Here is a 20,343-nt window from a genome sequence, read left to right on the forward strand (position 1 = left end):
CTAGTTTATCAACACGGCATGGCCCTCTGCGATCACGTCCAGCACCGCGAAGCTTTGCGCGTCCACCTTGTAGGTGTGACCCTTCGCCCGGTAGTAGCGCCAGTTGCCGGTGACCGCCGGCAGGCCATAGCGCGGCGGGTCGATCAGCATGCTGTGTTCATAGACCGGGAACGCATCGCCCACCCCAAAGGCAGGTTGCGTAGGCGCCACCGTCAGGTGTTTCGCCCCGGGAGCAGGTGCGGCTACGGGCTCGGACTCGTCCAGCACCAGAATGCAGGGTGTGGCGGCGCTGGCCGTGACGAAGCTGCCGGTTCCGATGCAGTTGGCAAACGCTGCAGAGGGCGCGAGCAGCAGGGTAGCGACGGCGGCAATGCTCATGAGCTTCATCTGGTAACTTCCCGTCACATATGGGTGATCTGTGACAGGAACCGCCAGGGCCGCAATTTGTTCCGCGAAGATACCTAATTTTCCGAAGCTTAGCGCGCCTTGAACAATCCCCCCAGAACCCCGCGCACGATGCTGCGCCCCGCTTGCGTGCCAAGCTGACGGGCGAGGCTTTTGCCGAAGGTTTCGGCGATGCTGTCGGAGCGGCTGGAGCGGCTGGCGGGTTTCTTGGCGGGCACGGTCTTGCCGCCATAGCGACGGCCGGCGGTAAACTCGCGCTCGGGCTCCGCCTCCTCCACCCCCTCCGCCTCTTTCGCTGCGGCATCGGCGCGGGCGCGCAGGCGTTCGAACGCGGAGTCACGGTCGATGGTGGTGGCGTATTTGGCGCCGAAGGGTGAGGCGGCGATGACCGCCGCCCGCTCCGCCGCGGTGATCGGGCCAAGCTGGCTGGCGGGCGGGCGCACCAGCGTGCGCTGGACGATGCCGGGAACGCCCTTCGCCTCGAGGAACGACGTCACCGCCTCGCCGGTGCCGACCTCCTTGATGGCGGTTTCGGTGTCAAACTCCGGGTTTGGGCGGTAGTTCTGCGCGGCGCGGGCGAGGTCCTTCTGGTCCTTGCCGGTGAAGGCGCGGAGCGCGTGCTGGACGCGGTTGCCAAGCTGGCCAAGCACATCATCGGGCACGTCGGCGGGGTTCTGCGTGACGAAATACACCCCGACACCCTTGGAGCGGATCAGGCGGGCGACCTGCTCGACCTTGTCCACGAGGGCCTTGGGGGCATCGTCGAACAGGAGATGCGCCTCGTCGAAGAAGAACACGAAGCGGGGCTGATCGGGGTCGCCGACCTCGGGCAGTTCCTCGAACAGTTCCGACAGCAGCCACAGCAGGAAAGTGGCGTAGAGCCGCGGGGAACCCATCAGCCGGTCGGCGGCGAGGATGTTGATGCGGCCACGGCCATCGGGAGCCACGCTCATCAGGTCGGCGAGGTCGAGCGCGGGTTCACCGAACAGGCGGGTGCCGCCCTGGTTCTCCAGCACCAGCAGCTGGCGCTGGATGGCGCCGATGCTGGCGGCGCTGACATTGCCGTAGCGCAAGCCGATGTCGCGGGCATTCTCGCCGACGAAGACCAGCATGGCCTGCAGGTCCTTGAGGTCGAGCAGCGGCAGCCCCTCCTCATCCGCCATGCGGAAGGCGATGTTGAGCACGCCCTCTTGCGCGCCCGTCAGGTCGAGGAGGCGGGCAAGCAGCAGCGGCCCCATCTCGGTGACGGTGGTGCGGACGGGGTGGCCCTGCTCGGCCCAGAGGTCCCAGAAGGTGACGGGGAAGGCAGAGTAGCCAAGGTCGTAGCGAACCGTGGCGGCGCGGGAGGCGAAGGCGCCATGAAGCTTGCCGTCCGGCGAGCCGGCCTTGGCAAGCCCGGCGAGATCGCCCTTCACGTCGGACAGGAAGACCGGGACGCCGGCGGTGGAAAACGCCTCGGCCAACACCTGCAGGGTGACGGTCTTGCCGGTGCCGGTGGCGCCCGCGATCAGGCCGTGGCGGTTGCCGTATTTGAGCAGCAGGTGCTGCGCCTCGGCATGGCCGGGGCCGCCGCCGCCGACGAAGACCGCGCCGGGGGCGAGCATCGCGTTCAGCGCGGGTGCGGCATCTTCGGCGAGGGCGGGGCTGTCCTGCGGCATGGGGACGGTCCTTGTTGGCGGTTGCGGGCGCGTTCGGGGCCACAATACATCCTTAACCGCATGGTGCCACAGTGGATCTCGTTCCCCACGCCAGTGTCTTCGCGGGGGAGTTGCTTCCTCCCTGTCAGACTGGCCGCGCCCCGGATCGGGCACGGCCTTTTTCGTGCAACCACAGGATGAGTTGGCCGGAAGGCAAGATGGCACGGAACATCTTCCCGCTTCGTGGCCGAAAACAGGGATGCCGTCCTTGTTGACGTGATCCATGGAAGGGCTTAGCGTCCCTGATCAATGACAAGTCGGCCAGTCCGACAGGGATCGAAAACGATTGGAAAAGGGCCCTCGGGTCCTTTTCCTTTTTGTGCCCTGCAGGGCCCCTGCAAGAGGCAGCGCGCGCACGAAGATTTGGGTCGGCACGGCCCCGCGCCCCGGATTTCCCGCCTGACAGTGCCGCGCCGCCGTGCTAGACCGCCGCGAGATACGTCCTGACAAATAACGGTGCTGACAATGACCGACATGATGACCCCGCTGCGCCCGGCGCTGGTGCTGGCCCTGGCCCTGGGCCTTGGCCTGCCCGCGCTGGCACAGGATGCCGCCGCGCCCGCCGCGCCCGCGACGACCGAGGCGCCCGCCGCCGAAGCTGCCCCCGCCGCCACCCCCGAAGCGCCTGCAGAAGCAGCCGAGGCCGCGGACGAAACCCCCGGCATCGGCGAGGCCTATACCGAGGCGACGCATGGCGACTGGGAACAGCGCTGCGTGCGCACCGAGGACGGGTCGGACCCCTGCCAGCTTTACCAGCTGCTGAAGGATGACGAGGGCAATCCGGTTGCGGAGTTCAGCCTGTTCGGGCTGCCCGAGGCCGAGCAGGCCGCGGCGGGTGGCACGATCATGACGCCGCTGGAAACCCTGCTGCCCGAAGCGATCCTGATGCAGGTCGATACCGGCGAGGCCAAGCGCTATGCCTTCACCTTCTGCGCGCCGATCGGCTGCGTGGCGCGGGTGGGCTTCACCGATGAAGAGATCGCGGCGTTCAAGCGCGGCAACAAGGCGACGATGGCGATCACCCCGATGGCGGCGCCGGATCGCAAGGTGCAGCTGAACATCTCGCTGAAGGGCTTCACCGCCGGCTATGATGCGGTGAACGCGGCGAACGCGGATATCGCCGGGAACTGATCCTGGCGACTGCAAGACACAAGCGCCGCCCCAGCCGGGGCGGCGTTTTGCTGTGCTGGGATCCGGCGAGCGGGGTCAGGCAGCCCGGCGCAGGGCGATGACCGCGTTGAGCCCGCCGAAGGCGAAGGCGTTGGACAGGCACACATCCACCTTCGCCTCGCGCGCCACATTGGGGACCACGTCGAGCGCGCATTCGGGATCGTGTTCTTCATAGCCGATGGTGGGGGCGATCACCCCGTCCTTCAGCGCCATGATGCAGGCCAGAAGCTCTACCGCGCCGGTGCCGCCGATCAGGTGGCCGTGCATCGACTTGGTCGAGGACATCATCAGCCGGTCGGCATGGTGGCCGAAGGCATGGGCGACGGCGGCGCTTTCGGTCTTGTCATTGGCGGCGGTGCCGGTGCCGTGGGCGTTGATATAGCCCACATCCTCGGGGTTCAGCCGCGCGTCGCGCAGTGCGCCGGTGATGGCGCGTTCGGCGCCCTGCTGGCTGGGCATCACGATGTCGGAGGCATCCGAGGACATGGCGAAGCCGATCACCTCGGCCAGCATCTCGGCGCCGCGGGCGCGGGCGTGGTCATAGTCCTCGAAGACGAAGACCCCTGCCCCCTCGCCCTGCACCATGCCGTTGCGGTTGGCGCTGAACGGGCGGCAGGCATCGCGCGACATGACGCGCAGCCCCTCCCAGGCCTTGATGCCGCCAAAGCACAGCATCGCCTCGGACCCGCCGGTGACCATGGCCTTGCACATGCCGGACCGGACCATCTGGAACGCCTGCCCCATCGCGTGGTTGGAGCTGGCGCAGGCGGTGGAGACGGTGAAGGCCGGGCCACGCAGGTTCCATTCCATGCTGACATGGCTGGCGGCGGCAGAGTTCATCAGCTTGGGCACCACGAAGGGATGGACGCGGTTCTTGCCCTCTTCATAGACCGCCCGGTAATTCTCGTCCCAGGTGGTGGTGCCGCCGGCGGCGGTGCCAAGCACGACGCCGGAGTCGTAGCCAAGCGTGCCGTCGAAGTTCAGGCCCGATTGCTCGATCGCCTGCCGCGCGGCCAGCAGGGTGAACTGGGTGAAGCGGTCATAGAGCGCGATCTGCTGGCGGTTGAAATGCGCCTCGGGGTCATAGTCCAGCACCTGCCCGCCGATGCGGATCGACAGGCGTTCGACGTCGCGGATGTTCAACTCGCCGATGCCGCAGCGGCCTTCGCGAAACGCCTCGAATGTTTCGGAAACCGTATGGCCAAGCGCGTTGATGGTGCCGGCGCCGGTGATGACGACCCTGCGCATTCCGGTCAGCCCTTCTGGTCGGCGATCAGCTTCTCGACCGCGCGGGCGATGGCCGCGACCGAGGAGATGTCGAACTCGCTTTGCTGGGGATCGTTGGCGTTGAAGGGCACGGTGATGTCGAAGGCCTCTTCGATGGCGAAGATCGACTCGACAAGGCCGAGGCTGTCGATGCCCAGATCCTCGAGCGACGAGCCTGGAAGCACCTGTTCGGGGTCGAGCACCGCCTGTTCGGCGATGATGGCGATGATGCGGTCCTGGACGCTGGCGGTCATGCGGGGTCTCCGGGTGGCGGTCTTGAAGGGGTCGGGAAGCGGGTCGAACGGGTCAGTCCTGCGCGGTCAGTCCTGTCGGGTCAGTCCTTCTGGCCGAGCTTTGTAACAGCTTCTTTAAGCTCTGCCACCTGCGCGAAGAGGCGGCCGAGGCGGCGGATGTTCTTCCACGCCTCGACATGGGTTTCCATCTTCAGCGCCGGGCTGCCCAACAGCACCCGGCCGGCGGGCGCGTTGGTGAAGATCTTGGTGGCACCGCCGGCGATCACATCATCGCCGACGAAGATATTGTCGGACACGCCGCATTGCCCGGCCAGCACGACGCGGTTGCCGATGCGGGCCGATCCGGCGATGCCGACCTGGCCGCACAGAAGGCAATCGCGCCCCACCTGCACGTTGTGGCCCACATGCACGAGGTTGTCGAGCTTGGTGCCGGACCCGATGGTGGTGGCGCGGATGGTGCCGCGGTCGATGGCACTGCCGGCGCCGATTTCCACATCGTCGCCGATCTCGACGGTGCCGAGGGAATGGATGCGGATCCAGGACTGGGCGCGGATCTGCTCGCGCTCCCCCAGCGTCTGGCGGATTTCCTCTACCCCGGATTTCTCGGGGGTGACGAAAGAAAATCCGTCGGCGCCGATCACCGCGTTCGGGTGGCAGATGAAGCGATCGCCGATGACCACGCGGGCGCCGATGCGGGCGCCCTGCAGGATCAGGGCATCGGCGCCGATGCGGGCGCCCTCGGCGACGCTGACATGGCTGGCGATGCGGGCGCGCGGGCCGATCACGGCGCCGGGGCCGATCACCACGAAGGGGCCGATGGCCGCGCCGATGCCGATGCTGGCCGAGGGGTCGATGACGGCGGAGGCGTGGATGCCGGGGGCAATCGCGGGCCCCGGATCGAGCGTGCGGGTCAGCCCCGACATCGCCAGCCGCGGGCGCGGCACGAAGATGGCGGCGGCAAGGCCAAGCGCCTGCCAGTCGGCGCCCTCCCACAGCATCGCGGCGCGGGCCTGGCCGAGTGCGAGGCCGGCGGCATATTTGGGGTCCATCGCCAGCGCGAGGTCGTCAGGCCCCGCGGCGGCGGGTTCGGCGGCGCGGTGGATGGTCAGGCCGGTATCGCCCTCGGCCCGGCCGCCAAGAGCGGCGGCCAGTGCGGCGATGCTGTGGCCCCCGCCCTTCGACGGCTGGTGGGCGCTCTCAGGATGCTGGGTCATGTCGCCTCCGGCACCGGGCGGCCGCGTGCCGCCCTGCTTGCGCAGTGACTTAGCCCTCCTCAAGGCCAAGCGCCACCCCGGCGGCCTCAAGCGCATCGAAAATCGCCGCATCCCGGCCATAGATGTCGCGGCGGAACTCGATGCGGCCCTTGGGCGTGGGCCAGGCGGTGTAATAGACCAGATGCACCGGCACCGGCTCTGCCAGCGAGACCGAGGTTTCGACGCCGGTGTTCAGGTGGCGCTTGAATTCGCCCACCGGGTCATCGGTCTGGGCTGCCAGCAGCGCATAGGCAAAGTCGAAGGGCTTGCCGAGCCGGATGCAGCCATGGCTGAAGGCGCGGATTTCCTTTTCGAACAGCGACTTGGACGGCGTGTCATGCAGATAGATGTTGTACTGGTTCGGGAACATGAACTTCACGAGGCCAAGTGCATTCGAGTTCGAGGGCGGCTGCTTGATCTCGAACGGGAAGGTGCGGGCGCTGTATTGGGCGAAATTCACGGCGCCGCGGTTGACCACGCGGCCCGAGCGGTCGACCACGTTCAGATGGCCCACGGCATTGGGGTTCTTCTGCAGCATCGGCAGGTATTCCTTGACCGTGATGCTGCGCGGCACGTGCCAGGTGGGGTTGATGACCATATATTCCATCTGGTCGGAAAATTCTGGCGTGCGCCGGTCGCCCTGATTCATGCCGACGACGCTGACCGTCTCGAAGGTGACCTTGCCGTGATCGACGATCCTGGCGGTGAAGTCGGGCAGGTTGACCCAGATATGCCGCTCTCCCAGCTCGACGCCGTTCATCCAGCGCAGCCGCTCCATCGCGGCGATGACCGATTGCAGGCGCTCTTCGGGGGCGCGGTTGATTTCTTCGATGGTGGCGGCGCCGGCGATGCCGTCGGGGGTAAGGCCATGGTCGAGCTGGAAGGCCTGCACGGCCTTTTGCACCGAGGCGTCAAAGTCCTGCGTGGCTGAGCGGCCCAGGTAGCCCATTGCCACCAGCCGGTCGCGCAGCTGCACGACAGCCTCGCCGCTGGCACCGGGCTTCAGGCTTTCAGCGGTGATGCGCGGGCCCCAGGCGCCCGAGGCGGCGGCGCGGCGCAGGTCGAGCCCGGCTTTCATAAGCTGCGCATATTCCGGCGCCGCGGGCGGCAGGGCGCGGACAAAGGCGGCGGGGTCGGAGCTGGCGAAGGCGGCAAGGGTGACGGCGGGATCGGGGCGGATGATCTCGCGCACGATGCCGGCGTCGATCTTGCGCGGTTCGGTGGCGCCGCTGGCAACGTCCGTCGCATAGGCAAGGAAGGCACGGCTGAGGGCGACCTCGGCCCGGGCCCGGTCGCGTTCGGTGCGGATGGCGGCGATCTGGGTGCGCAGCCCCGCCGCATCATAGCGCGCGGCCGGCAGGCCATGGGACTGGGCGCGGTCGAGCGCGGCGAAGAGCGCGGCGCGGCGCGGGGCATCGGCGGCAGTGGTCCAGAGCGGGGCGTAGTTGCGCGTCCGGTAGAAGGCGGCGATCGCAGCCTCGGCGCCCGCAGCCTCGGCCACGCCTTGCGCGAAAGGGCTGAAGGCGGTGGCGCCCGCGCCCTGCGGCGCGAGGGCCAGTGCCAGCATCAGCGCCAGTGCCGCGCCTGCGCGTGTGGGGAGTACCTTGGTCCGTGTCCGCCCGGTATTTCGCATCTGCCGACCTTATCCCGTTGCGCAATTTGTGCTGTGGATGAGTCATGCTGTGGCCGCGGGCCCCTGTCCACTCACAACTCCATGGGCAAGGGACAGGCTGTCGCATTCGAGCAACAGGTCGCAGAGCGCCGAGGGCGCGAATTATTTAAGCAGAATTTCGCCTATCAACCTTGCGTTAACCGCGCTGCGGCATTTGCGCGGTTGGCACATAAGTCGGGCCATGTCATAAAACTCCTGCATCTGGGGATGACATGGCATCAAGCCGCTGCAAAAGCGGTCTAAGCGACGGGACAGGCGCACACATGACTATGACACTTTCGGCGGGAGTCTCGCGGCGCGGGATCCTCGGGGTATTTGCGGCAACAGCCCTTGTGGCGGCGCCAACCTACTCCAACGCCTTCGGCTTCCTGCGGGGCGCCGGCGATGTGCGGCGGATCAAGATGTATTCGGGCCGCACCGGCGAAAGCCTCGACACGATCTACTGGCTGGACGGGGACTACATTCCCGAGGCGCTGGCCGAGATCAACCACTTCATGCGCGACTGGCGCAACGACCAGACCATCTCGGTCGATGCGCGCACCATCGACATCGCCGCGGCCTCGCACCGGCTGATGGGGGTGAGCGAGCCCTACATGATGCTGTCGGGCTACCGGTCGCCCGCGACCAACAACATGCTGCGCTCGCGCTCGGGCGGTGTGGCGAAGAACTCGCTGCACATGAAGGGCCAGGCGGCGGACCTGCGGCTGACCTCGCGCTCGGTGTCGCAGATCTACAAGGCGGCAGCGGCCTGCCGTGCCGGCGGGGTTGGACGCTACTCGCGCTCGAACTTCGTGCATATGGATTGCGGCCCGGTCCGCACCTGGGGCGCCTGATCCGCCAGCGGATCTGAGAGAACGGAACAAAAGGCGCCCTGTCCCGGCGCCTTTTTTCATGTCTGCGGGTCCGGTTGCCAAGGAAGCCGGGGGCGCCTTCTGCCCCCCGCACCCGAAACGAAGAAGCGGGGGGCCGTCTGCCCCCCGCACCCCCCGAGGATATTTCCGCCAGAAAGAAGCGAAAGGGTCGCTCTCCCCGGTCAGGGTTTCAGGCGGCCGGGTTCGTCGGCGCGCAGATAGGCCTCCTGCTCGGGCGTCAGGGCGACCTTTTCGAAGCCGGTGATCATCGGGCGCACATGTTCGCGAAAGCCGTGGCCGATGGTCAGCAGATAGACATGCACCACCACGAAGGCGGCGATGGCGAAACCGGCGAGGACATGCAGGTTCGCCACCAGCCACAGCCCCTGCCCGCCGGGATCGAGATGCATCCAGACCCCGTGCAGCAGATAGACGATGCCCGTGCTCCAGATCGCGGGGAACAGCACCAGCTTCAGTGCGAGGTAGGAGACGGCCTGCAGCGGGTTGTGGCGGCGGCGCAGGCGTTTCTGGTAGGGATGCTCCTCGCCCCGGAACACCCCCCAGGCGTAGAAGCGCAGCACGGCGCGCAGCCCGGTGCGGGTGGGGATGAACTGCCGCCAGGCGCCGGTGGTGAACAGCCAGAAGGTGGCGAAGGCCCAGAGCAGAAGCAGCGCCAGCGCGGCGGCGGTATGTACGACCACCGCCGCCTTGAACGGGATCAGCGTATGCAGCCCCATCACCCGCAGCCCGGTGAAGAGCAGGATGAAGATCGAGGCGACCTGTGACCAGTGCCAGACCCGGTTGAAGACCGAATAGACCTTGACCAGACGTTCAGCCATGATGGCCCCCTTTCCCGCCTTCGCGGCGGATCAGCCGCAGCGCGCCATGCACGCCCACCCCCGCCAGCGCCGCCAGCAGCAGCGCGAGCCCGATGCGCCCGCCGAGCGGCGTGCCGGTGCCGGGCATGTAGATCCCGGCGACATCGGCCAGCCGCCCGTCCGGCGCATGGCAGGACTGGCAGTCGAGCGCATCCGCGGCCGGGGCGACCATGTGGGTGATCGGCCAGTACATATGGGTATCCACGAAGCCGAACTGGCCGGAATACTCGGCGCCGACATAGTCCATCGCCGCCTGGATCGACTTGCCCCAGTCGAAATTCGTCCAGAAGGCGGTTTCGGTTTTCGGGCCCCAGACCTGGGTATGGACCAGCCGGTTCAGCACCGTGTCATAGGCCTGCCGCCCCTCCATCCGCTTGAAGGGCCAGATCCGGCTGGCCGGGTCCTCGCGCGCGCCTTGGACGCTGTTGATCTCGACCACGGCCGAGGGGTCGATTGTGGTGTCGGCCGTGGTGTAGCGGACCTGGCCGTTGAACCAAGCATAGACCGGCACCACGTTCTCGGCCCAGTCGAAATCGCCCTTGGTCGAAAGGTAGGTGTGCAGCGCCTCGCCGTCGGACTGGGTGAAGCCGTCGATGCTGTAGGGCTTGCCATCCTTCAGCCGGCCGGCGGTGGACCAGTCCCAGACGGTCTTGGTGGCGACGCCGCCGCGGGCAAACTCGGGGATATGGCAGGTCTGGCAGGCGATGCGGTCGGCATGGTCATTCAGCTTCAGCCCGATCAGCGTCGGCTTGTGCGGCTTGGCGGAATGGCAGCTTTCGCAGGTGGCGACGTCGCGGCGCATCCCCGGGTCGGGCAAGCCCCTGGCATCATGCGCCAGCACGTCATAGCGGCTGCCGGCGACCTTGTGGCGGTCCGACACATGGCAGGTGTCGCAGGTGAAATTGGGCCCGTCGGCCGACATATGCACATCGGTGGCGCGGGACGGGGCCAGCAGCGCCGAGGACAGGTCGCCATGCTTGACGTTGTCGCCGCCGCCGCCGTTGAAATGGCAGTTGCCGCAATTGTCGCGCCCGGGCGGCCCCACCGATTGCGCGGCGCGGGCCAGATCGACGGGCCAGGCATCGGCGCCGGTGATGGTTTTCGCGTCTGCGGGAACCGGGTCCAGCGGCGGGTGGCCGGCCAAGTTGTCGGCCTTGGCATATTGGCCCGAGCGGTCGTGGCAGGCGAGGCAATCGACCTGCGCGGGGTTGGTCGGGGCGGGCTCGCGCACATCGTCCCAGCCATAGCCGGCATGGCAGGAGGTGCAGCGCTGTTCATTCGCCGCGACATTGCCGCAGAAGGAGTTGATGACGCTGGCCTTGCCAAGCCGGGTTCCGGTGCCGGGTTGGGTGTAATCCCAAGTCCAGTGCAGCGAATGCATCACCTGATCCGAAGCCTCGGTGTGGCAGGACAGGCAGGCGGCCGTCACCTCGGGGCCCGACGCAAAGGATTGCTGCAGGATCTTGAACTTGGAATGGTCGGCCGTGCTGGCCGAGGCCATGGGAGATTGGGCCGCGCCCGGGGGCGAGGTTGGTGCCGCCGTCTCTTCCCCGGACTGGCCAAGGCATGGCCCGCCCGCCAGGGCCGCCGCCAGGATGAGGGCGATCCTCCGCTTCGATATGCGCATCGCGGCTCCGTTCTTGCGTGTAGCTGGATTGGAGCGCGTTTCCAGACATGCAAGTTATGAGATATATTGTTGCGTGCCTAGTCCTGATGGCCACGGGCGGCGGGGCATCGCGTCACACCCCGCCGGGGGGCCGGGGGACCGAAGAAAGCGGTTGCACCCCACCCGCGTTTCGCGGCCAAGTCGGGGCTGCCCCTGCCCGCCTGAAAGGACCGCCATGAAACGCATCTGCCACCTGATCGGAGCGCCGGTCGATTCGGGCCAGCGCCGTCCCGGATGCCTGATGGGGCCTGCGGCCTACCGCGTGGCGGGGCTGGCGCGGATGCTGGGCGACCTGGGGCACGAGGTCGAGGACCGGGGCGATGTGGCGCTCCCCGTCCTGCGCGAGGTGAGCTGCGAGAACCCCGCCGTGCATTCGTTGGCGGAAACAGTGGGCTGGACCGAGGCGCTGTCGGCCGCGGGCCGGGCGGCGCTGGCCGAGGGCGGCTTTCCGATCTTCCTCGGCGGCGATCATTCCTTGTCGCTGGGGTCCGTGGCCGGGGTCGCGGCCCATGCGCAGGGCGCCGGGCGGCCGCTGTTCCTGCTGTGGCTGGACGCGCATACCGATTTCCACACGCCGCTGACGACGCAATCGGGCAACCTGCATGGGACGCCCGTGGCCTATATCGCCGGGCGGGACGGGTTCGCGGGTTTCCCCGATTTCCCCGCGCCGCTGCCGCCCGGGAATATCTGCCTTTATGGCATCCGCTCGGTGGACCCCGAGGAACATGCTGCGCTGCAGGCCGGGCAGATCGACATCAGGGATATGCGGGTGCTGGACGAATATGGCATCGTCGCGCCGCTGCGGGCATTCCTGGAGGAAGTGCATGCGGCGGAGGGGATGCTGCATGTCAGCCTTGATGTGGATTTCCTCGATCCCTCGATCGCGCCGGCTGTCGGCACCACGGTTCCGGGCGGCACCACCTTCCGCGAGGCGCATCTGGTGATGGAGCTGCTGCACGAAAGCGGGCTGGTGACCTCGCTGGATCTGGTAGAGCTGAACCCGTTCCTCGATGAGCGCGGGCGCACGGCGCGGCTGATGGTGGATCTGGTCGCCAGCCTGATGGGGCGCAAGGTGTTCGACCGGCCCACCCGCAGCTACGGCTGACGCGCAGCTACGGCTGACCGAGCGCTTCCGTGAGGGGTGCGCGCACCGCGGCCTCGGCGGTGGCGCAGAGCTGTTTGCGCCCCGCAAATTCGGCGGCGGCGAGCGGGGGGTGGAAGATCACCTCGGCCCGGGCGCGGCGCGGGCTGGCCATCAGCTTGAGGAGATGCGGGCCGAAGGCCATGTCGCCCCACCAGCCAAGGAAGCGCGGATCCTGACCCGCTGGTGCGTGGTAGATCACCGTGACCGGCTGGATATGGATGGCGCGGAGGCCTTCGGTGAAGAAGGCGGCAAACAGTGTCGGCTTGAAGGGCAGCACCCGGCGGCCATCGGTGGAGGTGCCTTCGGGGAAGAACAGCAGCCGGTGGTTTGCGCGAAGGCGCGCCTCGAACAGGGCCTGCTGGTCCCTCGCCTCGCGCGGGTCGCGGGTGATGAACACGGTGCCGGTGGCGCGGGCCAGCCAGCCGATGCCGGGCCAGCCTGCCACCTCGGATTTCGACACGAAATAGACGCGGTCGCAGGCGTTGAGGGTGAAGATGTCGAGCCAGCTGGAATGGTTGGCGACGATGCCGCCCGGCTCGCGCATCGGCTTGCCCCGGACTGTCAGCCGGATGCCGAGGATCGCCAGCGCGGCGCGGCAGACGGCTTGGGTGATGTAAGGGGTCACCGGGCGGCCGAGGCCGCAGAGCGCGCGTTCGGGCAGGCGCAGGAGCAGCAGCAGCACAAGGCCGCCATAGGTCAGCACCAGCAACAGCGGGGCGCGCAGGGCGACCAGCAGCCAGCCAGGCGCGCCGATGCGGGGCGCGGGGGGCGTGTCATCGTCGCGCCAGGTGACCATCTGCGGCGTCAGGCCCGCGCGTCGAACTTGCGGGTGTAGAAGCCCTTGTGCTTTTCGCTCATCGCCGTGGTGTCCATCAGCAGGCAGACATCGGTGGTGTTGAACGGGCGGTCGATGAAGGCATCCTCGCCGACGAAACCGCCAAGCCGCAGATAGGCCTTGATCAGCGCCGGCATCGCCACCATCGCCGCCTTGCGGTCCAGCTGATCCGCGGGCACCAGGTCCATGCGCTGCGCATGTTCGGGCAGCGCGCGCACCCGCAGCGCCTCGGGCGCAAGGTGGTGGTGGTGCAGCCAGGACAGCGGCAGTTTCAGCGCCTCGATATCGGTGCCGTGGAAGCTGGCGACGCCGAACAGCACCTCGATACCGAGGTCGAGCACGTAATCGGCCAGCCCGTTCCACAGCAGGAACATCGCCGGGCCGCCGCGATAGTCGCGGTGAACGCAGGAGCGGCCGAGTTCCAGCAGCCGCCGGCCCGAGGCGCGCAAAGCGGTCAGGTCATATTCGCCGTCGCAGTAGAAGCGCCCGAACTCTGCCGCGCGCTCGCCCGGCAGCAGCCGGTAGACGCCGACGACATGGTCGAGCGCGGCAGCATCACGGCGGGTGTCGATGAGGACGAGATGGTCATAGACCGGGTCGAACTCGTCGCGTTCGAGCCGCTGGGTGTGGTCGACCAGCGGGCCGTCGCCGCCAAGCTCCTCGACGAAGACGCCATAGCGCAGGCGCTGCGCGGCAAGAAGGTCGCGGTCCTCGATCGCCAGGCGGATCACGAAGGGCGAGGTTTCGGGCGTCGTCGGATCGGGCGTCATGGCACCTGCTTCTGCGGCGCCCGGCGGTCCTGTGGACCCTCGCCGGGCAGGTGGCGCGGTTGTAGGCGGCTGCCGATGGATTTGCAACCGCGACGCATTGGCCGGCCTGCGGCGGGCTTGGTTGACACGCGGCCCGGTTGTGCTAGCGTTTCAGTATTCAGCTTTGGGTAAGTCATTGAGCATGTGGCACAAGCAGCAATTCAACTCGCGTTCCCTCGATGACGACCTTGCCAGCATGTTCGAAATTCACCGTGATCCTGTCGCCGATCCGCGACTGCACCTGGCCAAGGCCCCAGTCGGGCTGGCCGGGGTGACGCACCAGCATTCCGGGTTCGAGGATCGCGTTCATCGGGGCCGTCCTTCCGTCGTCTGCGGGCCGCGCCATGCCGGATGACGGGCCGGACCTGACCGCGCTGCTGGGATCGCGGATTTGCCATGACCTTATCAGCCCCCTGGGCGCAATCGGCAACGGGGTAGAGCTGCTGGCGATGGCGGGCACGGCCGCGGGGCCAGAGATGGCGCTGATCGCGGACAGCGTGGCGAGTGCCAAGGCCCGGATCCGCTTCTTCCGCATCGCCTTTGGCGCGGCGGCCCCCGACCACCGGCTGGGCCGGCCCGAGATTCTGGCGGTGATCGAGGGCATGACGCGGGGCGGCAAGCTGGCGATCGACTGGCATCCAGAGGGCGATCAGGCGCGGCGCGAGGTGAAGCTGGCCTTCCTGGGACTGCAATGCCTGGAAAGCGCCCTGCCCTGGGGCGGGCGGGTCAGCGTGCAGCGGGTGGGGGCCGGCTGGCTGCTGCGGGCCGAGGCGCAGCGGGTGAAGGCCGATGCCGCGCTGTGGGCAGTGCTGGCGGGTGAGGGCTGCCCGTCCGAGGTCAGCGCGGCGCAGGTTCATTTCGCGCTGATGCCGGTCGAGGCGGCGCGGCAGGGACGCAAGGTGCAGGCCGATCCGGCCGAGACCGGGATCAGCCTGCGGTTCTAGGCGCCCTGCCCTCAGGTTCGGCCGCGCCTATGCCCGAATGGTGCCGTCGCCGACCACCAGATACTTGAAGCTGGTCAGCTGCTCGGCCCCGACCGGCCCGCGCGCATGCAGCTTGCCGGTGGCGATGCCGATCTCGGCGCCCATGCCGAACTCGCCGCCATCGGCAAACTGTGTCGAGGCATTGCGGATCAGGATCGCCGAATCGAGCCGCTGGAAGAAGCGCGCGGCGGCGCTATCATTCTCGGTCAGGATCGCCTCGGTATGCTGGCTGCCATAGTGCCGGATATGGGCGATGGCCCCGTCCACCCCGTCCACCAGCCGGGCGGCGATGATCATGTCGAGGAACTCGCGGCCGAAGTCGTCGGGCTGCGCTTTGACGGTGCCGGGGATGCCGGCCAGCTCGCCCTCGGCGCGCACCTCGACCCCGGCGGCCAAGAGATCCTCGATGAGGATGGCGCCGTGCCGGGCGAAGAAGGCGCGGTCGATCAGCAGGCATTCGGCCGCGCCGCAGATGCCGGTGCGGCGGGTCTTGGCGTTCAGCACCACGCGGCGGGCCTTTTCCAGATCGGCATCGGCATCGGCATAGACATGGCAGATGCCTTCGAGATGCGCGAAGACCGGCACCCGCGCCTCGGCCTGCACGAGGCCGACGAGGCCCTTGCCGCCGCGGGGCACGATCACGTCGATATGGGCGACCATGCGCAGCATTTCCGTGACCGCCGCCCGGTCACGGGTGGGGACAAGCTGGATCGCGGCTTGCGGAAGCCCCGCTTGCCGCAGGCCCTCCACCAGGCAGTCATGGATCGCGGTCGAGGAATGGAAGCTTTCGGACCCGCCGCGCAGGATCACGGCATTGCCGGATTTCAGGCACAGCGCGCCGGCATCGGCGGTGACATTGGGGCGGCTTTCATAGATGACCCCGATGACGCCGATGGGGGTGCGCACCCGGCGGATGTTGAGGCCCGTGGCCATGTCCCAGTCGGCGATCACCTCGCCCACGGGGTCGCGCTGCCCGGCCACCGCGCGCAGGCCATCGGCCATGCCGCGGATGCGCGCCTCGGTCAGTTCCAGCCGGTCCAGCATCGCGGGCGACAGGCCCTTGTCGCGGCCATAGGCCATGTCCTTCGCATTGGCCTCGAGGATCTGCGCGCGGCGGTCCCAGACGGCCTCGGCAGCCGCGGTCAGTGCCAGCGCCTTCGCCTCGGCCGGGGCAAAGGCCAGCTCGGCGGCGGCGGCGCGGGCGGCGCGGCCGATCGCCTCCATCGTGGCGGCAATGCTGTCCATGTCCTTCATCGGCCCCTCCTTTGGCAGGCAATCCCCAGCTTGTTCGCACCGCGCGGGCAGCGCAACCCGGAAGCTGCTTACAACACCATGTCGTCGCGGTGGATCAGCGCCGCCCGGCCCGGATAGCCAAGGATCGCCTCGATCTCGCCGGAGCGGTGCCCGGCAATCGCCCGCGCCTCGGCGGCGGTGTAGCGGATCAGGCCCTTGGCCAGCACCGCGCCATCAGGCGCCAGCACCGCCACCGGCTCGCCGCGGCCGAAACTGCCCGACACGGCCACCACGCCCGCGGGCAGCAGCGACTTGCCCTGCGCAAGGGCGGCGACGGCCCCGGCATCCACCCGTACCTCGCCCCGCGGCTTCATCGCCGCGATCCAGCGCTTGCGCGCGGCCTGCGGATCGCCCTCGGGCAGGAACCAGGTGCAGTTCGCCCCCGCCGCCAGTGCCGACAGCGGCCGCGGCACCGAGCCTTCCATGATCGCCATCGCGCAGCCGCCCTGCACCGCAGTGCGCGCCGCCATCAGCTTGGTCTTCATGCCGCCCTTGGACAGGCCGGAGATCGGCTCGCCGGCCATCGCCTCGATCTCGGGCGTGATATGCTCGATCACCTCGAAGCGGGTGGCGGTGGGGTCTTCCTGCGGATTGGCGGAGTAGAAGCCATCGACATCCGAGAGCAGCACCAACTGGTCGGCACCGATGGTCACGGCGATCTGCGCGGCCAGCCGGTCATTGTCGCCGAACCGGATCTCATCCGTCGCGACTGTATCGTTCTCGTTGACAATCGGCACGACGCCGAAGCCCAGCAGGGTCTGCAAGGTGGCACGGGAATTGAGGTAGCGGCGGCGGTCCTCGGTATCTTCCAGCGTGACCAGCACCTGCGCGGTCATTACCCCGTGCGGGGCAAGCACCTCCTCATAGGCGCGGGCGAGGCGGATCTGGCCGACGGCGGCGGCAGCCTGGCTCTGCTCCAGCGGCAGGGCGGCGAAGGGCAGGTCCAGTACCCGGCGGCCAAGCGCGATGGAGCCGGAGGAGACGAGGATCACATCGGTGCCGCGGGCGCGGAGCATCGCCACGTCTTGCGCGAGCCCCTGCAGCCAGCCGGTCTTGAGCCCTGCCGTGCGGTCCACCAGCAGCGCCGAGCCGATCTTGACGACGATCCGCTTGGCGCTGGCGAGGCTGGGCCGCACCGCAGCTTGCGTCAGGGTTGCCAAGGCGCCTCCTCCTCGGGCACGGCGCGGGCGCGCATGATTTCGGCATAAAGCGCGCGCAGCACCTCCGGCAGGCCGGTGCCGGTGACGCCCGAGATCAGGAACACCTCGCCGCCCGAGGCCTTTTCAAGGCTGCGGCGGCGGTCGGCGAGGGTCTTCTTGTCGAGCGCGTCGATCTTGTTCAGCGCGGTAATGCGCGGCTTGTCGGCCAGTTCCTCGGCATAGGCCTCGAGCTCGCCGATGATGGTCTTGTAATCCTTGGAGATGGTCGAGGAGGTTCCATCGACCAGATGCAGCAGCACGGCGCAACGCTCCACATGCCCGAGGAAGCGGTCACCAAGGCCCCTGCCCTCGCTGGCACCGGCGATCAGGCCGGGGATATCGGCGACGACGATCTCCTTGCCGTCGATGCCGACGACGCCGAGGTTCGGCACCAGCGTGGTGAAGGGATAATCGGCGATCTTGGGCCGGGCGTTCGAGGTGGCGGCGAGGAAGGTCGACTTGCCGGCATTGGGCAGACCCAGCAGACCTGCGTCCGCGATCAGCTTCAGGCGCAGCCAGATCGTCCGTTCGACGCCCTCCTGCCCCGGATTGGCGCGGCTGGGGGCGCGGTTGGTCGAGGATTTGAAATGCAGGTTCCCAAAACCGCCATTGCCGCCGCGGGCCAACTGCACGCGCTGGCCGACCTCGGTGAGGTCGGCGATGACCGTCTCCTCATCTTCGTCGAGGATCTCGGTGCCGACCGGCACCTTGATGATCTTGTCGCTGCCATCCTTGCCGGTCATCTGGCTGCCCATGCCGGGCTGGCCCGAGGTGGCGAAGAAATGCTGCTGATAGCGGAAGTCGATCAGGGTGTTCAGCCCCTCCACCGCCTCGACCCAGACCGAGCCGCCGCGGCCGCCATCGCCGCCATCGGGGCCGCCGAATTCGATGAACTTCTCGCGCCGGAAGCTGACGCAGCCCGCGCCGCCGCCGCCCGAGCGGATATAGACTTTGGCGAGGTCGAGGAATTTCATGGCGGGTCAGCTTTCAGGTAAGGTCGGGAACAGGCGATAGACCCGTTGCGCGCAGGGATCAAGCGTTGCGGGGGATGAGAGGGGGAAAGGGGGGCCGTCTGCCCCCCTCTTGGCCGTGCGGGCCAATTCACCCCCCGAGGATATTTGGAAAAGGCAAAGCACAAGAGCCACCCTGCCCCTTTGCCTTTTCCAAATATCCTGCGGGGGGAGCCCGCAGGGCGTGGGGGGCGCAAAGCCCCCCTTCTTGGTCAGCCCATCTTGCGCAGGTAGGTCCAGGTCGGGACCCTTGCGCCGCGGGCGACGGACCAGCTTTCGGCATCCCCAAGATAGGCGAAGCCGCAATTGGACAGGACGCGGGCCGAGACCGGGGCATCCTGGAACACCTCGGCGAAGAGGGTGCGCGAGCGGTGCGGATTGGCGGCGACCAGGGCCGCGACAGCCTCGGAGGCGAAGCCGGTGTTCCAGAAGGCAGGCGCCACCCAGAAGCCGACTTCGGACTGGTCGCGCTCCATATGCGTCAGCGAGACCAGACCCAGCACTTCGGCCAGACCATGGGCCGAGCCGTCCAGCGCCCAGACATCCTCATGCGCGGCGCCCGCCGCCGGAGTGCCAGCCGCCGGGGTGCCGGTGACGCGGGCGATGAACGCCTCGGTCGCGCCGGGGGGCAGCGGATGCGGGATCGCGCGGGTGCCCTCGGCGACGCGGCGGTCGGCGGTGTACATCGAGATCAGCCCGGCATCGGAGCGGCGCAGCGGGCGCAGCACGAAACGCTCCGCCGGGATCACCTGCGGGGCGGCCGTCGCGGCGGACTGAAGGCGGGTGTCCAGCGGCGCGGCGGTCATGGCCGGGGTCCGCGCAACAAGCAAACGAGGCCCTGCACGGCGCCAAGCGCGAAAGGGCCGCCCTGCATCGGGGCGGCGAGGCGCAGTTGCGGGCGCGGCGCGCGGCGGACCGGACGGTCCTGCACCGGAACCTGCGCGAGGGTCTGGCCAAGCGCGACGCGGGTAAAAGTCTCTGCAATCATGCCCATGACAACGGGCCTTTCCTGAAACGAAGTAGGGGGACCGGCCCTGCCGGCCGATCCCCCTTTACACCCGAGATTGTAAAGGTTCGGCTTACTCGGCCGCCTTGGCCGCCGGAAGGACCGAGATGAAGGTGCGCCCCTTGAGGCCCTTCTTGAACGTCACATGACCCTCGACCACGGCAAACAGCGTGTGATCGCGGCCCATGCCCACGCCCTCGCCCGGCCACCAGGTGGTGCCGCGCTGGCGAGCGATGATCATGCCGGGGATCGCAGCCTGACCGCCGAAGAGTTTCACGCCGAGGCGACGCCCTGCGGAATCGCGACCGTTGCGCGATGAGCCGCCTGCTTTCTTGTGTGCCATGGGGGATTACTCCTGAGCTTCAGCGGCTTTTTTGGCGCGCTTCGGTTTGGCGGGGGCGGCTTCGGCCGCGGCGGGAGCTTCGGCGACATCGGCGGCCGGCACCTTGGTGCGCGCACCGACGGCAGCCATCACGCCCGACGCATCGGCGCCATCGGCGAGGATGTTCGTCACGCGCAGCAGCGTCAGCTTCTGGCGGTGGCCACGGGTCCGCTGCGAGGAGTGCTTGCGGCGGCGCTTGTGGAAGGTGATGACCTTGTCGGCCTTGATCTCGTCGATCACGTCGGCCTGCACGGCGGCGCCGGCCACGAAGGGCAGGCCCAGGGTCAGCGTCTCGCCGCCCAGCATCAGGATGTCGTTGAACTGAACTTTATCGCCAGCATTGGCCGCAAGCCGTTCCACGCGGAGCACATCGCCCGCCTGAACCTTGTACTGCTTGCCGCCGGTCTTGAGGACCGCGAACATGGGTATTCCTTCATGTCATCCGCGTCCTGCGGCCCCCTTGGCGGGAGTTCATGGCGGGGATGCCCCCGCCGCCTTCGGACAGCGCGCCCCCTTGCGGGGCGTCATTTCGTAAGGTGGTATCGTCAATTGGCGCCCGGGCCGGTCCAT

General features: G+C 68.2%; 21 protein-coding genes and 1 pseudogene. 4 read left to right on the forward strand and 18 right to left on the reverse strand.

Going from position 1 to position 20,343, the window contains the following annotated elements; translation table 11 throughout:
- Together GVY41_RS16940 and GVY41_RS16945 are read right to left on the reverse strand one after the other, a co-directional pair.
- Entirely contained in the window at positions 1-387 is a 387-nt protein-coding gene (locus GVY41_RS16940; protein WP_161348033.1) for a hypothetical protein, read from the reverse strand.
- 89 nt (positions 388-476) lie between these two features.
- Positions 477-2,009 (reverse strand): helicase HerA-like domain-containing protein, encoded by a 1,533-nt coding sequence (locus GVY41_RS16945; protein ID WP_161348113.1) that lies wholly within the window; start codon positions 2,007-2,009, stop codon positions 477-479.
- 558 nt (positions 2,010-2,567) lie between these two features.
- Here GVY41_RS16945 and GVY41_RS16950 point away from each other — a divergent pair.
- On the forward strand, positions 2,568-3,233 hold the full coding sequence (locus GVY41_RS16950) for an invasion associated locus B family protein (RefSeq protein ID WP_161348032.1): 666 nt from the start codon (positions 2,568-2,570) through the stop codon (positions 3,231-3,233).
- A 75-nt stretch (positions 3,234-3,308) separates the two neighbouring features.
- On the opposite strand, the gene GVY41_RS16955 is transcribed toward GVY41_RS16950, so the two are convergent.
- From GVY41_RS16955 to GVY41_RS16970, 4 genes are all read right to left on the reverse strand, one after another.
- Complete coding sequence (locus tag GVY41_RS16955; RefSeq protein WP_161348031.1) at positions 3,309-4,520, reverse strand: beta-ketoacyl-[acyl-carrier-protein] synthase family protein; 1,212 nt, start codon at positions 4,518-4,520, stop codon at positions 3,309-3,311.
- Between the two features lie 5 nt (positions 4,521-4,525).
- A complete protein-coding gene (locus GVY41_RS16960; protein ID WP_161348030.1) occupies positions 4,526-4,792 on the reverse strand; it encodes an acyl carrier protein in 267 nt (88 codons plus the stop codon).
- An 80-nt stretch (positions 4,793-4,872) separates the two neighbouring features.
- A complete protein-coding gene (locus tag GVY41_RS16965) occupies positions 4,873-6,006 on the reverse strand; it encodes a UDP-3-O-(3-hydroxymyristoyl)glucosamine N-acyltransferase (RefSeq protein ID WP_161348029.1) in 1,134 nt (377 codons plus the stop codon).
- A gap of 49 nt (positions 6,007-6,055) precedes the next feature.
- Complete coding sequence (locus GVY41_RS16970; protein ID WP_161348028.1) at positions 6,056-7,678, reverse strand: L,D-transpeptidase family protein; 1,623 nt, start codon at positions 7,676-7,678, stop codon at positions 6,056-6,058.
- Between the two features lie 302 nt (positions 7,679-7,980).
- Here GVY41_RS16970 and mepK point away from each other — a divergent pair, with 302 nt between their 5' ends.
- The gene (gene mepK, locus GVY41_RS16975) at positions 7,981-8,550 is read left to right on the forward strand and encodes a peptidoglycan L,D-endopeptidase MepK (RefSeq protein WP_188816058.1); all 570 of its coding nucleotides are present in this window, start codon (positions 7,981-7,983) and stop codon (positions 8,548-8,550) included.
- A gap of 200 nt (positions 8,551-8,750) precedes the next feature.
- Here mepK and GVY41_RS16980 read toward each other — a convergent pair whose 3' ends face one another.
- Entirely contained in the window at positions 8,751-9,407 is a 657-nt protein-coding gene (locus tag GVY41_RS16980; protein ID WP_161348027.1) for a cytochrome b/b6 domain-containing protein, read from the reverse strand.
- Positions 9,400-11,073: a tetrathionate reductase family octaheme c-type cytochrome gene (locus GVY41_RS16985; RefSeq protein ID WP_161348026.1), complete on the reverse strand. Its 1,674-nt coding sequence runs from the start codon at positions 11,071-11,073 to the stop codon at positions 9,400-9,402. The genes GVY41_RS16980 and GVY41_RS16985 overlap by 8 nt, the downstream gene beginning before the upstream one ends.
- Before the next feature lie 214 nt (positions 11,074-11,287).
- Here GVY41_RS16985 and rocF point away from each other — a divergent pair, with 214 nt between their 5' ends.
- Complete coding sequence (gene rocF, locus GVY41_RS16990; protein ID WP_161348025.1) at positions 11,288-12,217, forward strand: arginase; 930 nt, start codon at positions 11,288-11,290, stop codon at positions 12,215-12,217.
- A 7-nt stretch (positions 12,218-12,224) separates the two neighbouring features.
- Here the strand turns inward: rocF and olsA are convergent, their stop codons facing one another.
- The 3 genes from olsA to GVY41_RS17005 form a co-directional block, all read right to left on the reverse strand.
- Positions 12,225-13,052 carry a lyso-ornithine lipid O-acyltransferase gene (gene olsA / locus GVY41_RS16995; protein ID WP_161348024.1) on the reverse strand — a complete coding sequence of 276 codons (828 nt, stop codon included), beginning with the start codon at positions 13,050-13,052 and terminating at the stop codon, positions 12,225-12,227.
- An 8-nt stretch (positions 13,053-13,060) separates the two neighbouring features.
- A complete protein-coding gene (gene olsB, locus GVY41_RS17000) occupies positions 13,061-13,861 on the reverse strand; it encodes an L-ornithine N(alpha)-acyltransferase (protein WP_161348023.1) in 801 nt (266 codons plus the stop codon).
- A 172-nt stretch (positions 13,862-14,033) separates the two neighbouring features.
- The gene (locus GVY41_RS17005; protein WP_161348022.1) at positions 14,034-14,210 is read right to left on the reverse strand and encodes a DUF3553 domain-containing protein; all 177 of its coding nucleotides are present in this window, start codon (positions 14,208-14,210) and stop codon (positions 14,034-14,036) included.
- A gap of 34 nt (positions 14,211-14,244) precedes the next feature.
- Here GVY41_RS17005 and GVY41_RS17010 point away from each other — a divergent pair, with 34 nt between their 5' ends.
- A complete protein-coding gene (locus GVY41_RS17010) occupies positions 14,245-14,844 on the forward strand; it encodes a histidine phosphotransferase family protein (RefSeq protein ID WP_161348021.1) in 600 nt (199 codons plus the stop codon).
- Between the two features lie 27 nt (positions 14,845-14,871).
- Here GVY41_RS17010 and GVY41_RS17015 read toward each other — a convergent pair whose 3' ends face one another.
- The 7 genes and pseudogenes from GVY41_RS17015 to rplU all read right to left on the reverse strand — a co-directional run.
- Positions 14,872-16,137: a glutamate-5-semialdehyde dehydrogenase gene (locus tag GVY41_RS17015; RefSeq protein ID WP_161348020.1), complete on the reverse strand. Its 1,266-nt coding sequence runs from the start codon at positions 16,135-16,137 to the stop codon at positions 14,872-14,874.
- A gap of 68 nt (positions 16,138-16,205) precedes the next feature.
- Positions 16,206-17,336: a glutamate 5-kinase gene (gene proB / locus GVY41_RS17020; protein WP_188816060.1), complete on the reverse strand. Its 1,131-nt coding sequence runs from the start codon at positions 17,334-17,336 to the stop codon at positions 16,206-16,208.
- A complete protein-coding gene (obgE, locus tag GVY41_RS17025) occupies positions 17,324-18,349 on the reverse strand; it encodes a GTPase ObgE (protein ID WP_161348019.1) in 1,026 nt (341 codons plus the stop codon). The genes proB and obgE overlap by 13 nt, the downstream gene beginning before the upstream one ends.
- Before the next feature lie 248 nt (positions 18,350-18,597).
- Positions 18,598-19,191: a GNAT family N-acetyltransferase gene (locus GVY41_RS17030; protein ID WP_161348018.1), complete on the reverse strand. Its 594-nt coding sequence runs from the start codon at positions 19,189-19,191 to the stop codon at positions 18,598-18,600.
- A complete protein-coding gene (locus GVY41_RS17035; RefSeq protein ID WP_161348017.1) occupies positions 19,188-19,379 on the reverse strand; it encodes a hypothetical protein in 192 nt (63 codons plus the stop codon). Before GVY41_RS17035 ends, GVY41_RS17030 begins: the two co-directional genes overlap by 4 nt.
- Before the next feature lie 85 nt (positions 19,380-19,464).
- The gene (gene rpmA / locus GVY41_RS17040) at positions 19,465-19,734 is read right to left on the reverse strand and encodes a 50S ribosomal protein L27 (protein WP_161348016.1); all 270 of its coding nucleotides are present in this window, start codon (positions 19,732-19,734) and stop codon (positions 19,465-19,467) included.
- 15 nt (positions 19,735-19,749) lie between these two features.
- Positions 19,750-20,196: pseudogene (gene rplU, locus GVY41_RS17045) on the reverse strand (50S ribosomal protein L21); the annotation flags it as partial.
- Positions 20,197-20,343 lie beyond the last annotated feature (147 nt).

The organism is Frigidibacter albus (assembly GCF_009908165.1).
Lineage (GTDB): Bacteria > Pseudomonadota > Alphaproteobacteria > Rhodobacterales > Rhodobacteraceae > Frigidibacter > Frigidibacter albus.

Coding starts and splice junctions, on each gene's coding strand:
- GVY41_RS16970 (WP_161348028.1), bottom strand. CDS start 7,678: ATGCGAAATACCGGGCGGACACGGACCAAGGTACTCCCCACACGCGCA.
- olsA (WP_161348024.1), bottom strand. CDS start 13,052: ATGGTCACCTGGCGCGACGATGACACGCCCCCCGCGCCCCGCATCGGC.
- GVY41_RS16960 (WP_161348030.1), bottom strand. CDS start 4,792: ATGACCGCCAGCGTCCAGGACCGCATCATCGCCATCATCGCCGAACAG.
- GVY41_RS17005 (WP_161348022.1), bottom strand. CDS start 14,210: ATGAACGCGATCCTCGAACCCGGAATGCTGGTGCGTCACCCCGGCCAG.
- GVY41_RS17035 (WP_161348017.1), bottom strand. CDS start 19,379: ATGGGCATGATTGCAGAGACTTTTACCCGCGTCGCGCTTGGCCAGACC.
- GVY41_RS17015 (WP_161348020.1), bottom strand. CDS start 16,137: ATGAAGGACATGGACAGCATTGCCGCCACGATGGAGGCGATCGGCCGC.
- mepK (WP_188816058.1), top strand. CDS start 7,981: ATGACTATGACACTTTCGGCGGGAGTCTCGCGGCGCGGGATCCTCGGG.
- rpmA (WP_161348016.1), bottom strand. CDS start 19,734: ATGGCACACAAGAAAGCAGGCGGCTCATCGCGCAACGGTCGCGATTCC.
- rocF (WP_161348025.1), top strand. CDS start 11,288: ATGAAACGCATCTGCCACCTGATCGGAGCGCCGGTCGATTCGGGCCAG.
- olsB (WP_161348023.1), bottom strand. CDS start 13,861: ATGACGCCCGATCCGACGACGCCCGAAACCTCGCCCTTCGTGATCCGC.
- GVY41_RS17010 (WP_161348021.1), top strand. CDS start 14,245: ATGCCGGATGACGGGCCGGACCTGACCGCGCTGCTGGGATCGCGGATT.
- obgE (WP_161348019.1), bottom strand. CDS start 18,349: ATGAAATTCCTCGACCTCGCCAAAGTCTATATCCGCTCGGGCGGCGGC.
- GVY41_RS16940 (WP_161348033.1), bottom strand. CDS start 387: ATGAAGCTCATGAGCATTGCCGCCGTCGCTACCCTGCTGCTCGCGCCC.
- GVY41_RS16985 (WP_161348026.1), bottom strand. CDS start 11,073: ATGCGCATATCGAAGCGGAGGATCGCCCTCATCCTGGCGGCGGCCCTG.
- GVY41_RS16965 (WP_161348029.1), bottom strand. CDS start 6,006: ATGACCCAGCATCCTGAGAGCGCCCACCAGCCGTCGAAGGGCGGGGGC.
- GVY41_RS16980 (WP_161348027.1), bottom strand. CDS start 9,407: ATGGCTGAACGTCTGGTCAAGGTCTATTCGGTCTTCAACCGGGTCTGG.
- GVY41_RS16950 (WP_161348032.1), top strand. CDS start 2,568: ATGACCGACATGATGACCCCGCTGCGCCCGGCGCTGGTGCTGGCCCTG.
- GVY41_RS17030 (WP_161348018.1), bottom strand. CDS start 19,191: ATGACCGCCGCGCCGCTGGACACCCGCCTTCAGTCCGCCGCGACGGCC.
- GVY41_RS16945 (WP_161348113.1), bottom strand. CDS start 2,009: ATGCTCGCCCCCGGCGCGGTCTTCGTCGGCGGCGGCGGCCCCGGCCAT.
- GVY41_RS16955 (WP_161348031.1), bottom strand. CDS start 4,520: ATGCGCAGGGTCGTCATCACCGGCGCCGGCACCATCAACGCGCTTGGC.